At 43.1% G+C, this 13,913-nt stretch carries 16 protein-coding genes; 2 read left to right on the top strand and 14 right to left on the bottom strand.

The window, feature by feature from the left end; genetic code table 11:
- Positions 1–10: 10 nt before the first annotated feature.
- The 11 genes from L0B18_RS19185 to L0B18_RS19135 all read right to left on the bottom strand — a co-directional run bounded on the left by L0B18_RS19185 (position 11) and on the right by L0B18_RS19135 (position 10,076).
- Positions 11–1,399: a PQQ-dependent sugar dehydrogenase gene (locus L0B18_RS19185; RefSeq protein WP_234573561.1), complete on the bottom strand. Its 1,389-nt coding sequence runs from the start codon at positions 1,397–1,399 to the stop codon at positions 11–13.
- A gap of 167 nt (positions 1,400–1,566) precedes the next feature.
- Entirely contained in the window at positions 1,567–2,616 is a 1,050-nt protein-coding gene (locus tag L0B18_RS19180; RefSeq protein WP_234573560.1) for an SMP-30/gluconolactonase/LRE family protein, read from the bottom strand.
- A gap of 145 nt (positions 2,617–2,761) precedes the next feature.
- Positions 2,762–3,226 (bottom strand): nuclear transport factor 2 family protein, encoded by a 465-nt coding sequence (locus tag L0B18_RS19175; protein ID WP_234573559.1) that lies wholly within the window; start codon positions 3,224–3,226, stop codon positions 2,762–2,764.
- Positions 3,227–3,283: 57 nt separating this feature from the next.
- Positions 3,284–3,880, bottom strand: coding sequence for a flavodoxin (locus L0B18_RS19170; protein WP_234573558.1), 597 nt, complete (start codon positions 3,878–3,880; stop codon positions 3,284–3,286).
- 48 nt (positions 3,881–3,928) lie between these two features.
- Complete coding sequence (locus L0B18_RS19165) at positions 3,929–4,912, bottom strand: aldo/keto reductase (RefSeq protein WP_234573557.1); 984 nt, start codon at positions 4,910–4,912, stop codon at positions 3,929–3,931.
- Between the two features lie 109 nt (positions 4,913–5,021).
- On the bottom strand, positions 5,022–5,921 hold the full coding sequence (locus L0B18_RS19160; RefSeq protein WP_234573556.1) for a helix-turn-helix domain-containing protein: 900 nt from the start codon (positions 5,919–5,921) through the stop codon (positions 5,022–5,024).
- 61 nt (positions 5,922–5,982) lie between these two features.
- Positions 5,983–6,738: a hypothetical protein gene (locus tag L0B18_RS19155; RefSeq protein ID WP_234573555.1), complete on the bottom strand. Its 756-nt coding sequence runs from the start codon at positions 6,736–6,738 to the stop codon at positions 5,983–5,985.
- Between the two features lie 140 nt (positions 6,739–6,878).
- Positions 6,879–7,865 (bottom strand): NADPH:quinone reductase, encoded by a 987-nt coding sequence (locus tag L0B18_RS19150; protein WP_234573554.1) that lies wholly within the window; start codon positions 7,863–7,865, stop codon positions 6,879–6,881.
- A gap of 52 nt (positions 7,866–7,917) precedes the next feature.
- Positions 7,918–8,670, bottom strand: coding sequence for a hypothetical protein (locus L0B18_RS19145; protein ID WP_234573553.1), 753 nt, complete (start codon positions 8,668–8,670; stop codon positions 7,918–7,920).
- A 42-nt stretch (positions 8,671–8,712) separates the two neighbouring features.
- Positions 8,713–9,369: an NADPH-dependent F420 reductase gene (locus tag L0B18_RS19140; RefSeq protein ID WP_441347330.1), complete on the bottom strand. Its 657-nt coding sequence runs from the start codon at positions 9,367–9,369 to the stop codon at positions 8,713–8,715.
- Positions 9,370–9,473: 104 nt separating this feature from the next.
- The gene (locus L0B18_RS19135; RefSeq protein WP_234573551.1) at positions 9,474–10,076 is read right to left on the bottom strand and encodes a Crp/Fnr family transcriptional regulator; all 603 of its coding nucleotides are present in this window, start codon (positions 10,074–10,076) and stop codon (positions 9,474–9,476) included.
- Between the two features lie 215 nt (positions 10,077–10,291).
- Between L0B18_RS19135 and L0B18_RS19130 the strand changes: the two genes are divergently transcribed.
- Both L0B18_RS19130 and L0B18_RS19125 read left to right on the top strand, forming a co-directional pair.
- Positions 10,292–11,047, top strand: coding sequence for a DUF6577 family protein (locus L0B18_RS19130; RefSeq protein WP_234573550.1), 756 nt, complete (start codon positions 10,292–10,294; stop codon positions 11,045–11,047).
- A gap of 9 nt (positions 11,048–11,056) precedes the next feature.
- Positions 11,057–12,121, top strand: coding sequence for a nucleotidyl transferase AbiEii/AbiGii toxin family protein (locus tag L0B18_RS19125; protein WP_234573549.1), 1,065 nt, complete (start codon positions 11,057–11,059; stop codon positions 12,119–12,121).
- Positions 12,122–12,284: 163 nt separating this feature from the next.
- Here L0B18_RS19125 and L0B18_RS19120 read toward each other — a convergent pair whose 3' ends face one another.
- The 3 genes from L0B18_RS19120 to L0B18_RS19110 form a co-directional block, all read right to left on the bottom strand.
- Entirely contained in the window at positions 12,285–12,572 is a 288-nt protein-coding gene (locus tag L0B18_RS19120) for a hypothetical protein (RefSeq protein ID WP_234573548.1), read from the bottom strand.
- A gap of 63 nt (positions 12,573–12,635) precedes the next feature.
- On the bottom strand, positions 12,636–13,535 hold the full coding sequence (locus L0B18_RS19115) for a hypothetical protein (protein WP_234573547.1): 900 nt from the start codon (positions 13,533–13,535) through the stop codon (positions 12,636–12,638).
- The gene (locus L0B18_RS19110) at positions 13,507–13,911 is read right to left on the bottom strand and encodes a ubiquinol-cytochrome c reductase iron-sulfur subunit (RefSeq protein WP_234573546.1); all 405 of its coding nucleotides are present in this window, start codon (positions 13,909–13,911) and stop codon (positions 13,507–13,509) included. The genes L0B18_RS19115 and L0B18_RS19110 overlap by 29 nt, the downstream gene beginning before the upstream one ends.
- Positions 13,912–13,913: the final 2 nt, after the last annotated feature.

Raw genomic sequence — 13,913 nt, 5'->3', positions numbered from 1 at the left:
TGTCAACCTTTTATTTACTTTCTCCTGTGTGAACTACCCGCCAGATTCGTCCTTTTACGGAGTCAGAAATATAGAGGGCGCCGTCCGGTGCGATTGCGAGGCCCATCGGACGGTGTTCTGCCGCACCGGGGTTGGGGATTGGATCTACACCGGCAAATCCATCAGCAAAGGTCTCGTAATCACCCGCCGGAGAACCATTTTCAAAAGGAACAAAGGATACCCTATATCCTCTTTGAGGCAACGGAGCTCGGTTCCAGGAACCATGAAAGGCAATGAAAGCACCGCCCTGATAGTGTCTTGGAAAGTGTTGACCGGTGTAAAACAGAAGCCCATTTGGCGCCCAGTGACCAGGAAAGGCTACTACCGGATCGAGAAACTCTGAACATCGTCCGACTTCCTGTCCGTCGCCACCATATTCGGGACTAAGAACTTTTTCTTCCTGCCGCCAGTCGTAGTAGCAATATGGCCATCCTGCATTTGCGCCTTCAGTCAGTCTGAACATCTCTTCAGCAGGGAGTTCGGCATTATCCTCTTCGGTATAAAGATCCGGCCAAAGTGTATTGAGCTGATCCCGCCCGTGCTGCATTACGTATAGGGCGTTGTCCTCATGATTCCAATCAAGGCCCACGACATTTCTAATACCTGTGGCGAAGTGTGTGCCATCGTCCTGCTGTGTCTGGCCCAAAGAGTCAGCATGAAAGCGCCAAATACCCGCTTGCCGTTCCAGCTGCGGGCATGGATCTTCTCCCATAGAACCGGGAGTACGTGGTTCTTGCTGACAAGCATTGGATGGAGCACCCACATTTACATAGAGATATCCATTATTATCAAAAGCAATCGATTTGGAATCGTGAGACTGCTGTTCCGGGAAACCGGTAACAACGATCTCCGGCTCACCTTCAGGAACAAGCGATCCGTCTTCAGGCATGGGCCACCGATAGACGGACTCCGTATTGGAAGCCCAGATATGCCCATCGTGGATAGCCATTCCGGTTTCCCACAAAATTCCGCCTCTCACGGGAGTCATATCACTGAATCGCTCAATAATATCAGCCTTGAAATCACCTGTTGTATCACGAAGGGCAGCAATTCCGCCCTCTTCACTTCGTGTTTTTACATAAATGTCACCATTCTCTCCTATGGCAATATGGCGTGCAGGGCCGAGGCTATCAACGACAACGCTTGCACAAAATCCGTCCGGCAGAGTGATGCCCCCATTATCTTCATCGCATACAATTTCTGCACTTGCAAGATTTTGATTACTGTCGCCCGAAGGACCGCCACAGCCGGCAATGAGCAGTACCGCAAATAATGATACAGCTGCAAAAAGATGATTGATCTTTGTGAAGCCAGAAAATCTTCTTCTGATCGGGTTTGAAATGTTTTTATTGATATTCATAATATTTATGTCGTTTTAGTATCGTATCGCTGAAAGAAATGTTGGTTTTGTATGATCATTTGAGTCAAGAATTAAGTGTGGAAAAGCTGAGATAAAGTCCCCTCATTTTTAAGAAGGGGAGATTCAGGTTCCAAACTTTCTGCTTTTAAATTGCATATGCTATTTCGTTAATCTAAAGGTATAAACCCGAGCGTACTCTGTGATGTCATCGGAACCACAAGCTGGTTGTTGTCTGAATCGTAGCAAATAGAAGCCGCACTTGGGATGTTCTCTGCAATCAGTTCGGCAGACTCACCCGGACGGATTCTGGAAATTCCGCCCTGTCGTACACTGCTGATATACTTCGTGCCATCCGGCATGATTTCGATTCCATCGCCTCCCGCCTGAACGGCTTGTTCCGTTTTCAGCAGCTCACCATCAGGTGAAAAAGTGAGGACATCGGGATTCCCAAAGTTGACTACCACAATATTACCATCGGTGTCTATCGCAATGCCGTTGGGGACATTAATGGGATCACCAACAGCAAATTCAGAAATACTACCCTCCGGAGAAATTTCCCATACTTTCCAGGATTGCGGATCACCATCGGGTCCAATATCACCGGTTTGTGTGGTGTAGATCGTTCCGTCTTCTGCTACAGTGATGTCATTAATCCAGGGAGATTCTTCGATTCGAATATCTTCCAGCGGCTCGCCTGTTTCCAGATCAAACCGGCGAATGACGGCTGTTGATGGATCATCCCGGCTTGTACCGCCATCGCGATCAGCAAAATAGAGAACGCCATCTGCAATTTCGCTTCCAAGGGGATCATTCAGAACCAATGGCGGATTTAAATCGCTGCGCTGATTGGAGTTCTGAACGCCAATCCACTTCGTGGTATGAACCGAACCGTCGAAATTAATCAGCGAAACCCAGGCATCGTTTACCTGAACATTCTGCCGGTCACCCATACTGGGTACGACGATCAGTTCTCGTTCCGCATCATAGATACAGCTTTCCGCAGATTGAATCGCGCCATATACGCTTACGTTGGATGAAATCGGTTGAAATTCACCGTTAGAAGTGAGACCCAGAGGATCTCCAACCGAATAGGTTTCCGATTCCTGGGCTGATGCCGTATTAGCATAAAGTCCAAGGGCCGTTATTAATACTATAAGCGAGCGAAGTATTTTGAGTTCTTTAAAATCTGCCACTGTGTGTTTCATTTTATTCATCATAATTATCTGTATTTCTATTAGTGGATGGCTCTGCTGAATCCATCAGACGGCTGGTTTTGCCGTCAGATGGTTAGATTAGGTATCGATGAACCCATCTGACCGAAAAGACAACGGTCTGACGGGGTAGTTTTGCAAAATTCTCTCACTACTCTTCAATGCTATGAGTATCCCGCACGCTGCTAAACGTCAGGTCCAACAGGCTCCAATCACCGGCCTGGTTTTGATAGACTTCCGTAACCGTAAACTCATTGGATACGACATTGCCCCGAACCTCAGCCTCCAGGGTTATGCGGTTCCAAAGGATGACGGTGTCGCCAAACGTTTCTACCACAACCTGGTGCACATCTGCATTTTTGTACCAAATGCTTCCGCTTTCAATGATTTCGAGTTCCCGGTCTGTTCCCCAGGATCCGCTCATGTGGACAAAACGTGCATCCTCATTAAATAAGTTTGAGAGCTCATCTACATTCTTGTCGGCCATCCACTGCCATTTCTGTTGGGAAAGAGCTGTAATTTCCTCCACCATATCCGCATTTTGTGCGAAGACAGGCGAGCCAATGAATATTATAAAGAGTCCAATGAGTACTGTTATTCGTTGATTCAATTTCATAGTGTTGGTGATTTATGAGTTGTGTGATCTATGGTTAATTATTTCTTGTTGTATAAACTATTGCATCTGAATATTCTCCAACCATTCTACTGCTTCTGCTCGAACTTCTTCTCGTCGAGCTCCTTTGATATCCAGGTAGATTCCATCTCGCTCCAATCCACCACTGACTGAAAAACTTTCCAGTATGTTTGAATCCGGACAAAGTTCTTCAATTTGACGAATACTGCTTCCTAAACCATAACCTCCATTTGTATTGAATGGGATCACTGTTTTTCCGCTCAGATCGTACTCATGCAAAAAACTTTTCATCGGCGGTGGCAGTCGCATTCCCCAGGTAGGAAAACCAACAAAAACGGTATTATAATTTCCAATATTCTCAATTTTAGTTTTTAATGGAGGTAAATATCCCGTCTCATTTTCCCTGGCAACTTGAGCCACAATTGCATCATAATCCTCCGGATAAGGCGTTTCCAATTCAAGTTCAACCATATCACCGCCCACTTCATCCCGGATAATTTCGGCTACCGCCTCCGTATTCCCGGTACGGGACAGATAGACGATTAGTACATCCTCTGAATCGGACTCAACCTGTGCGTTGACAGGGTTTACCATAAGTAAAAGAATCAGAATCCAAAAAAAGATAAATCTATTCATAAGCCTCAGGAGCTTTTTGATATTGATTTTTTGATCTTCAAGAGCCGATTAATTCCCCGTTCTTTCTTCCAGCTCTTTCGGGTATCGCGCACCCTGAATCTCGATTTTTGACAAGGCTGTTTCGATTTGATTGAGATCACTCGAACTCAGATTAATTTCTGCTGCTTCAATGTCACTTTCGAGGTGTTGCAGCTTGGTGGTTCCCGGAATGGGGACAATCCACGGTTTTTGAGCAAGCACCCAAGCGATGGCGATTTGAGCTTTTGAGGCATTCTTCTGTTTTGCAATTTCACCCAACAGCTTCACAAGGTCTTGGTTTGCTTTTCGGTTTTCCTTGTTAAACCTTGGGACGATGTTGCGAAAATCGTTCTTACTGAATTCTGTACGTTCGTCAATCTCACCGGTCAGAAACCCCTTGCCGAGCGGACTAAACGGTACAAATCCAATTCCGAGTTCTTCAAGAGTTGGCAGCAGCTCTTCTTCCGGTTTTCTCCACCACATGGAGTATTCACTTTGAACGGCTGTGACCGGTTGAACGGCATGAGCTTTTCGAATGGTTTGGACGCCCGCTTCCGACATACCGAAGTGATTCACTTTTCCTTCTTTGATCAAATCTTTCACGGTTCCGGCCACATCTTCGATAGGTACATCCGGATCAACACGATGCTGGTAGTAAAGATCGATCCTTTCTACACCGAGCCTTTTCAATGATCCTTCAGCAGACTTACGGATCTGCTCGGGCTTGCTGTTTAAAACCTGTTTTCCATTGTTATGATAGATGCCAAATTTTGTAGCGATCACTACCTGGTCACGAATCGGCGAGAGTGCTTCTCCGACTAATTTTTCATTTTTGTGTGGACCGTATGCCTCGGCCGTATCAAAGAATGTGACTCCCCGATCAAAAGCCGTACGGATCAGGTTGATCATCTCCCGTTTGTCTGATGCCGGACCGTATCCGTAACTCATTCCCATGCAGCCGAGTCCGACTTTTGAAACTTCTAAACCGCTCTCTCCAAGTTTGCGGGTTTCCATGGTCGCTATCATAATCAATCCGTTTTAGATTCAATGTTCAACATCTAAAACAAATATAATGTTGCGACCCCTCAATGAATTACGATTAGCAAACCATCACTTACGAAATTCAAACATTCCTGAATTGAGACGGGCTTATCTCCGTATGTTTTTTGAAGAAGTTGCTGAAATGAGTGGCTTCGCTGAAACCTAAAGAGTACCCGATTTCTGAGATGTCCTGCTGACTGTGTTTCAGCAGAATCTTTGATTCTTGAAGCAAACGCTCAGCGATAAGTTCGGACGTGGTTTTATTTGTGGTCTTTTTTAGCGCCCGGTTTAAATGATTTACATGAACGTTCAGTTGTTTGGCAAAATCGGAAGCTGTACGAAGATTGATGCTTTTATGAGAATCGTTAATCGGGAATTGACGCTCTAAGAGCTCCAAAAACATCGAAGAGATTCGCTGAGATGCATTGACCTCCTTGCTTTGAGTGCTTGATGATGGTTCTATCTTCATCGCAAGATGCATCAACTCAAATACAGTGGTTCGCAGCACATCATATTTGTGTTTATAATCAGACTCAAACTCTTCAAACAACCGTTCAAAAAGTGCAATAGATTTTTCTAACTGCTCATCTGACAACTCAAATACGTGATTTCCGCCTGGCTGAAAAACTGAATAATCACTGAAATCTGCAAATTGATGAAAAAACTCTTTATCAAAAATACAAAACACGCCACCCTGTACATCCTTTTTATCAATCCATTTACAAGGAATAAGCGGATTCGAAAAACTTAGAACCTGTTTTTTTGCCTCAATCACTTTATCAGCATATAACACTTTGGCTTTCCCTTTGAACAGCATGATTTTGTAATAGTCTCTCTGATCGTATGGTATGGGGGCAGGATTATCGCCCGTAAAGGCGTCTAATGAAAACAGGTCAAAATGCTCGTTCTCCAATTGAGTTTTTTTAGAAACTGACCCAAATTTTTGAGTGTAAAAGCTTTCTGTATGTTCATATTTTTCCATATCACATTCAATTAAGTGGTGCCAGATTGTAAGTTTTGTAAATGCATTCCATTTCATAATACTAAAAACGAAACGAGTAATTTAAACTGATATTCCAGAGTGGGTCTGTGTTTTCAATTTCCGTATCAATCACTTTGTTGATGGTGGTTGAAACGGTAACCGGAAATTTTATCACGCCCAGCGCAATATTTGTTGCGGCATAAAACCCGTCGATCTCATCAATTCTTAAATAATACAACTGCGGCCGGAGATTCAGGTACAGATCGCTAAAAAGAGAGACATTCGGAATACTGCTGTAGAAACTCAGAAAGTGTGTATAATCCGGTACGGATGATTCAAACCCGTGAGCTCCTAAATAATACACTCCAATGTTAAGTCGCTCATTGAGAGCGTAACTTGTATTCAAATCGCCTGCCAAAAATCGGCGGGCTTCAATAACTTCCTGTGATTGTTCAGAATCATTAATCAGGGCTGGTACCGTTCGAAAGGAATAGGCCGGATGCGCACCGATTCTGAACGAAAATTTGTTATTCTTTACAACATCATACCGAAACCAAAACAGGAACGACCAGGGTTTGCCTTCCATCGAAAATCGTAATTCCGGTTCGAACCGAAATCGTTTCCCTACCGACAAATTGTATATCATTGCCGGCTTTCCCAACGCCAGTGAAGGAACTGTAGAAATGCCATCGTTCATTACGCTTACACTGCCCGATACGTCCAGCTTTTCGTTAGAATGATCTTGTGAAAATCCCGGCTTTGTCAAACACAATATCAGAATGATCAACAGGGTTGTTTGCAGATTACCTTTCACCATTTTAAAACTTCATTTCAATTGGTTTCGAAATAAAGTTAAACAGGAGGTTCATCAATCAATTATGAGAATCAAGCAAACACTTACAAAATTCAAACAATCTTTAACACAGAGTATACTCATTTTGTCAAGATTTGAAATGCCTACACCTTGAGAATAACTTGGCCTTTATTAAATCCATTTTCAATAGCCTTGTGAGCTTCCGAAATGGTGTTCAATTCATACAAATTACCGATTTCTAACCCTTTCCATCCGCTTACCAGAGCTTGGTTTATCTCTTTTGTTGCCGCTACTTTTGCTTCTTTTGGAAAGTCGTCACTTCCAAGGAAATACAAGCGTACATTCTTGAAAAGCAGCGGCCAGAATGGGATGGACGGTTCGGGATTAGCTGTTGCATAAGCGGCAATCGATCCACCCGTGGAAATCAAATCTTTGTCGATTTCAATATTACTATCAAAAGCGACTTCAATGATATGATGAATATCTCCCGATGCTGCATTTCTTACCGATTTGATAATTTTATCCTGAGATAGGTGATCAGTTCGGATTACTTCATCGGCTCCAGCCTTTCTTGCAATCGTTTTGTCGTATTCTGAACGTACGGTAGCAATTACGTTTGCGCCTGCAAATTTTGCAAGAGCAACAGCACATTGACCGACGGCTCCTCTGCCACCTTGCACAAGCACTGTTTTTCCCTGAACATCGCCTGCGATATGAACAGCACGATGAGCAGTAATTCCGGGAATTCCCAGGCAGGCTCCCTGTTCAAAAGAAACATTTTCAGGTAAAGATATGGCCTGATCTGATGGAACAACGACATACTCCGCGGCTGTGCCAAACGGTCGGTAGCTTTGTGCCCCGTAACACCAGACGCGCTCTCCAACACGCGGTTCGGCAACGTTCTCTCCGACGCGGTCTATAATACCTGCACCGTCACTATGGGGAATCACAAGAGGGTAGGGCATGCCATAATCAAAAGCATCCTGGCGTTTTTTGATATCGCCAGGATTAATCCCGGAATAACGAAGCTTAATTCGCACCTCGCCTGGTTTAGGTTCGGGCACCGGTTGTTCACCAACTATCAACACCTCATCGGCAGGACCTTGTCGTTCGTACCAGGCTGCTTTCATTGTAGGACTGTTTTACGTTTTAAATTGACAATACATCCTTTGATGGTTCAAATCAATCCTTGAGTGTCCAGGCAATCAGCTCTTTCATAAATTGCTTATTATCTTCGCCTTTCCAAACAATGGTATCCCCATCGGGCCTCTCAAAGCTAACCCCGCCAATAAACAGCCCCACCATCGTTTCACCAAAAGCGACCAATTTTCCGCCATTATCAAGCTCGACATACGCGCCATGCAGATGTGCACCTTCGGCATTCATTACACTGATAGGAATCCCGCCAATCAATTCGCGGCTCCCGCTATAGGGAAGTTCATACCGTCCATCAATAAATTCTCCGATAAAACTAACGGCTCCTGCATTTCCCGAATATGGCAATTCATCGCCAAATTCCAATCCGAAAGGCCGGACAATTTCATTGGCACCGAATGAATGGATATCTATTCGCTTGTTTTCATCGGTAAAGATGATCAGCCGACCTCCGTTTTCAACAAAACTGACAATGGCACTGACTTCATTGGCTGAACGATCTTTTTTGGGCGTCTCACCATTCAATGAGGAGAGCAAAATCAGTACATCTGTTTCTTCAAGCATGTTCCTGTCAATCGCCTGATCTTCATTCATAACGAACGTCGCTCTAAGCTGATTTTCCACTACATCCCGGTAATCCGTAAAGATATCAGGACTGACATTCAGGTACGCTGATTTCTCTTCATGGGATATATCAAGCAGTACAACTTTATCTTGTGCACTGACATCTACAAAAATTAAACCGAGAAAGCTGATTAGTAATACAATTATTTTTTTCATGATTTTATTCTTTGGATTGATAACTTTTAAGTGAATATTTCTTTAAATCTTTCCTGCAACTTCATTAGAAGTAATCGCTTTGCCCAACGCTCCAAACTCGTGCAAATCCCCAAATACTTCGATTCGGATGGACTGATCGATGCCGCCAACTCGATAGGCATCAAATCCACTGTCACGAATCAGCTCCTCAATCTTTCCGTTAATACCGGTGTCGTCGGTTGCATAAAAAAGAACGGCTTTTTCAGATGTTCGGTGAGCTTCCGATTCGAGTGATCCGGCTCCAAGTGTGCCAAACGCTTTAGCAAATGTTGCACCTTTTGGCAGAAGCCCTGCAAGAATCTCACCTGAAGATTCATTTTCACCGATAATCTTTTTAAAACCGCCATCACCATCAGGAGCAATCGGGTTGGATGGATCAATAATGATTTTACCCTGAAGCTCAGATGAGTACGTTTTAAAAAGCTCTTTAATGGTATCAAACCAAACGGCCATAATAATGATATCTGCCTCTTTGATTGCACTTTTAACCGTTGTTGCTGTCGCCAGGAACCCCAGATTGTTGGCTAACGCTTCAGCATCTTCAGTTTTTCGGCTTGCAATAATTACCGGACGATTCCCTTTCACAAGATTGGCGGCTAAATTTTTCCCAATGTTACCGGTACCGATGACTGCTACTTTTGATGTATTGTTTGACATGATTTTTCCGTTTGAAGGTTGATTAAATGGTTTACACCAAATTAAATCAGCCTTCAGTGGGGAAAAATGACATAGATTAAGAAATAGTCTTGATCTGGTTTAAGATCTCAACTCTCTTTTTCGGTCATACGGCTGCGAATCCGGCTCAGGAATTCGGGGGTAACGCCGATGTACGCCGCAATTTGCACCTGGGGCAGGCGATTTTGCAGATCGGGATAGGTTTCAAGAAAAGCTTCATAACGTTCTTCGGCTGTAAAACTCACCAGTTGAGCCATGCGCTCCTGCTGTTGCATAAAATGATTTTCCAGGAGAACCCGAAAAATCCGGTCGAATTTTGGGGCTTTTATATAGAGGTCGATCAAATCATCATAGCTGATGCGCATGACATGCGTATCCTCAAGGGCATCAATGTTAAAAAGAGCCTGTTTCTTTTTGTGAAAGCTGGTCAGGTCTAAAATCCAACTGTTCTCATTGGCAAATTGAAGTACATGATAAGTACCGTCATCACTAACCTTATAGAGCCGCAAACAGCCCCTGACAACAAAATTGAAAGTTTTACAAACATTTCCATGCTGAAGGACAAACTGTCTTTTTAAGTAGAGATGAGGGCTGAATTTGGCTCCAACTAACTCTTTTTCTTCCTCAGATAGCGGAATGAGGCTATCAAAATAATCCAGCAAAGGTCGTATAGATTTTTGAGAATTTTTCATGGGATTGACCAACAAAAATACAATGTACCGACTTTGGTGAACTTTACAAGACCAATAACATATGATTGAGCGGATTTGAGAATCCTTTCGAAGATGATGGATAATATTCTAAAGCCCTTAAAAAACCAAGCAAAGCCATCCTTTCCAATATTACAGCCACAATTTCAAATTAATGGCACTAAATGGTAAATTGTGCCAACAATTTGAATTTAAAGGTGCCTACTTTCGCAGATTACAATCTACATATCGATGAGTTAAGAGATCACTTCAGGAATATGGATCATTTCCAGACTAGGGATCTGATGGATTTTTACCGAAATTTTGAAGAAAGCCCAAAAAAGTCGACCATCAATTGGCGTGTATACAGCTTGGTGAACAGAGGTATCTTAAAAAGAATTGGCCGGGGGGTTTTTAAACTTGGGGAAGGTAAGTCATTTACTCCGGTTATTTCACAGGAGCTCAAAACAATCTATACGCAGGTACGAAATGAATTCCCCTACATTGAGTATTGTGTTTGGAATACCTCACTGCTAAATAAATTTATGCTGCATCAGCCGTTCAATTTTGTAACACTTGTGGAAACGGAAAGAGAGGTTGCTGAATCTGTGTTTCATTTTTTGAAGGAACAAACCACCAGTGTATTTCTGAATCCTGATAAAGAGACCATTCAGAATTATGTGTCAGACAGAAATGACGCTATAATCATTAAACCCTTGATTTCGGAAAGTCCGCTGCAGGAAGATGAAGAAGTGATAACGCCTACGTTAGAAAAGATCCTGGTGGATCTGTTTTGTGATACGGATCTTTTTGATACGTACCAGGGCGCGGAAAGAAGTAGGATTTTTGAAGAGGCGTTTTCCCGGTACACCATCAATGAAAAAATGATGCTGCGATATGCCGATCGAAGAAAACGAAAAGAAGAACTTTCGGAGTACCTGGACGAACTCGGTTTGTTGGCAATAAAGAGTTAGAATCAATCCATGATAAACACAAAAGAACTTACAGGTGAATGGATACTGCAAACAGCAAAGAGATTTAAAGCAGATCCATTATTGACGGAAAAAGTCATTCATGCTCTCCTGTTATTGGAAGGCTTGGTGAAACAGAAACTTCCGTTTGTCTTCAAAGGCGGAACGGCATTAATGCTGTATTTCAATTCTGAAAAAAGACTCTCCATTGATATTGACATCATTCTTTCTGACAAAGAAACAGATATTGAACAGACGCTTCAGGTTATTGCGGACAAAAACGTATTTACCCGATTTGAGTTGGATGATAGAAGCAAACGGTCGAACATTGAAAAGGCTCACTATAAGCTGTTTTATACCCCAAAAAGGGACGTTAAGGAGGAAGAGGAATTCATTTTGCTTGACATCCTCTATGAAGACGTTCACTATTCAAACGTGGTGAAGCTGCCTATACAATCTGATTTTCTACCGCAACAGGGAGAACCGCTGCTGGTTGAAGTTCCCACGGTTGAAAATTTGCTGGGTGATAAACTCACTGCATTTGCCCCAAAAACGACAGGTATTCCTTATCTGAAGGGCAGCGACAATCAGAGCATGGAAATCATTAAGCAGCTCTATGATATTGGAACTCTTTTCGATGTAGTAGAAATTTTAAATTCGGTAAAAGAGACATTTCGAAAATTTACGGTTACTGAATTGGCATATCGAAACTTTGACGAAAAAGATATGGATGCGGTGCTGGAGGATATTTACCAGACCTCTCTTTCCATTTGTACAAGGGGTATGGATGGAGATGCAGATTTTAGGCTTTTGCAGGATGGCATTAACCGCATTACAGGATACATTTTCTCTGAAAGTTACTACATAGATAAAGCTATCAACCACGCAAGCAAAGCGGCCTATTTGGCAACATTATTGAAGCACGACGCCGACTCCTTTGAACGGTTCGATCCTTCCATTAACATGAAGGATTGGGTCATTGAGCAACCATTCAATACCCGTGTGAATAAACTGAAGAAATCGGACCCGGAGGCTTTTTTCTATTGGTACAAGATGTATGAAATGTCGAAACAATGACTGGTCTAATTTTCGGCACTGATTCCCAAAAGTGCTGTAGCCGTATTAATTACCGCCCCTATTCTGGCAACAATCATCATCTGAGCTCCGACTAATTCACTGGATTTTCAACTTTTTTGAATGTAGAGATAGATATGCATTTTCTTCATCTTGGAATTAAACTTTAAAAATATGTGCTAAATCCAAACAACCAGGATGCAGAAAGTGCAGGCGGATTATTTAATAAATCGGTTTGCCATTGTTTTCTGTAGTTAAGTCTGAAAACGGTTTGTGTAGACGGACGAAAACTGATTGCCGGGGTAATTGCCCATAATTTATCGCCTATATCTTCACCGGTTTCATTAAATTCTTCGAGGTTCCAGTCAACATGATCAACCCGAAGTGTAATGTTTAAAGTAGCACTCTCCCAGCCGAGTATATTTTTTTGAAGAACCGGCTGGACGACATCCACAAAAAATCCCCGCTGCTGATTTCCGAATTGCTGAGTAAAGGTTTTGGGGACATCGACAAAAATTCAGGAGCCTTCTCCTACGATGTACGTTCCGATAGTATGAATGGTCGTGTTGATATCTACAGCAAAAACATCCAGTCTCCTTTTTTGATCTAATTGAAGGCCATCTTCCTCATATGTGTTATACAATCCCCCCATATACGATACGCCAATTTCACCGATATTTCGGTTTTTGACAGCCACTTTTCCTGTGAACAATGGATTCCCGTTGTTACTCTCCTCAAAACGTTCAATGTTTTCTTTGGCAGCAGGAAGGAATGTCCGGTTTTCTTCATTATCAATAATGCTTCCGTCAAAACCGTTTGAAAGATACGCTTCGTAACCGAGCACCCATTTCCCCTGATTGATTTTACCATATAAGCCAAAGCCGGGATTCGACCATGTTGCGGGCAGCAGGTTGACAGCGACGTCCGGTCGTTCTACAAATTCCCATTTAGGCCCGTCATGATTTTGGTTGAACGCACCAATGGGATTCATGATTATGCCGCCTCTTACATTCAAAGCTGGGTGAAAAGCCACATCCATGGCTGCAAATTCAATATTGATTTCCCGGCCGCCTTCCTCAAACTCCAATTCGGATAAAAATTTGATCCGCCTTGAAACCGATGCCGACATAAACATGGTAAGCCTTCTTGCCTGGAACGAGAGGCCCTCATTTATTCCATCCTCACCACTATATATAGTGTTCGCCTCAAGGTAGCCTCCGATTGCAACGGGCCTTTGCTCCATCCCTAAGAAAGGACGGGTATATGCTGCATCCATGTTCAATTCCATACCTACCACATCTGTGGTATCCGCGGTATTAATTGAGTCGGTGTTCTGCGCAATGCCTGTTTCAATCACTCCAAAACTTAGTATCAGAGCAACCAGGCTTTTAAGACAAATAGACATAGATAAATTCATTATCAGATTCTGTTTTAAAAAGTTTAAGATCCTCCTCAGCGGGGCCTTCCAGTACTTTACCTTCAATTGAAAACTCACTTCCGTGGCACGGACAGGTGTATAGTCCACCACCTACATTCAATTCGCAGCCCCGATGGGTGCATTCAAGCAAAGCAGCGAGGTAGCTACCTTCATCCAGTCTGTACAGGCAGACAGGAAATCCGCCTTCGTTTATTTTGAATAGCACAAATTGGCGCACCTGTTCTTCACCTTTTTTAAGGTGAATAAACTCCGATGTTGGGACTGTAATTTTATTTCCTTCTCGGGTTGTGCCTGCGTAGTAATAAACGGATGCGCACGAACTCAGGAATACCGATGCGGCGGGAAAAGCGAGCAAAG

This window comes from Rhodohalobacter sp. 614A (assembly GCF_021462415.1).
Lineage (GTDB): Bacteria > Bacteroidota > Rhodothermia > Balneolales > Balneolaceae > Rhodohalobacter.
The sequence above is the reverse complement of the archived record's forward strand: the minus strand, read 5'-3'. Positions and strand labels throughout refer to the sequence as shown.

What these genes read in the sequence shown, in the direction of transcription:
- L0B18_RS19160 (WP_234573556.1), bottom strand. Translation starts at nt 5,921, where the DNA reads ATGGAAAAATATGAACATACAGAAAGCTTTTACACTCAAAAATTTGGG.
- L0B18_RS19135 (WP_234573551.1), bottom strand. Translation starts at nt 10,076, where the DNA reads ATGAAAAATTCTCAAAAATCTATACGACCTTTGCTGGATTATTTTGAT.
- L0B18_RS19170 (WP_234573558.1), bottom strand. Translation starts at nt 3,880, where the DNA reads ATGAATAGATTTATCTTTTTTTGGATTCTGATTCTTTTACTTATGGTA.
- L0B18_RS19115 (WP_234573547.1), bottom strand. Translation starts at nt 13,535, where the DNA reads ATGAATTTATCTATGTCTATTTGTCTTAAAAGCCTGGTTGCTCTGATA.
- L0B18_RS19175 (WP_234573559.1), bottom strand. Translation starts at nt 3,226, where the DNA reads ATGAAATTGAATCAACGAATAACAGTACTCATTGGACTCTTTATAATA.
- L0B18_RS19145 (WP_234573553.1), bottom strand. Translation starts at nt 8,670, where the DNA reads ATGAAAAAAATAATTGTATTACTAATCAGCTTTCTCGGTTTAATTTTT.
- L0B18_RS19150 (WP_234573554.1), bottom strand. Translation starts at nt 7,865, where the DNA reads ATGAAAGCAGCCTGGTACGAACGACAAGGTCCTGCCGATGAGGTGTTG.
- L0B18_RS19155 (WP_234573555.1), bottom strand. Translation starts at nt 6,738, where the DNA reads ATGGTGAAAGGTAATCTGCAAACAACCCTGTTGATCATTCTGATATTG.
- L0B18_RS19125 (WP_234573549.1), top strand. Translation starts at nt 11,057, where the DNA reads ATGATAAACACAAAAGAACTTACAGGTGAATGGATACTGCAAACAGCA.
- L0B18_RS19165 (WP_234573557.1), bottom strand. Translation starts at nt 4,912, where the DNA reads ATGGAAACCCGCAAACTTGGAGAGAGCGGTTTAGAAGTTTCAAAAGTC.
- L0B18_RS19185 (WP_234573561.1), bottom strand. Translation starts at nt 1,399, where the DNA reads ATGAATATCAATAAAAACATTTCAAACCCGATCAGAAGAAGATTTTCT.
- L0B18_RS19180 (WP_234573560.1), bottom strand. Translation starts at nt 2,616, where the DNA reads ATGATGAATAAAATGAAACACACAGTGGCAGATTTTAAAGAACTCAAA.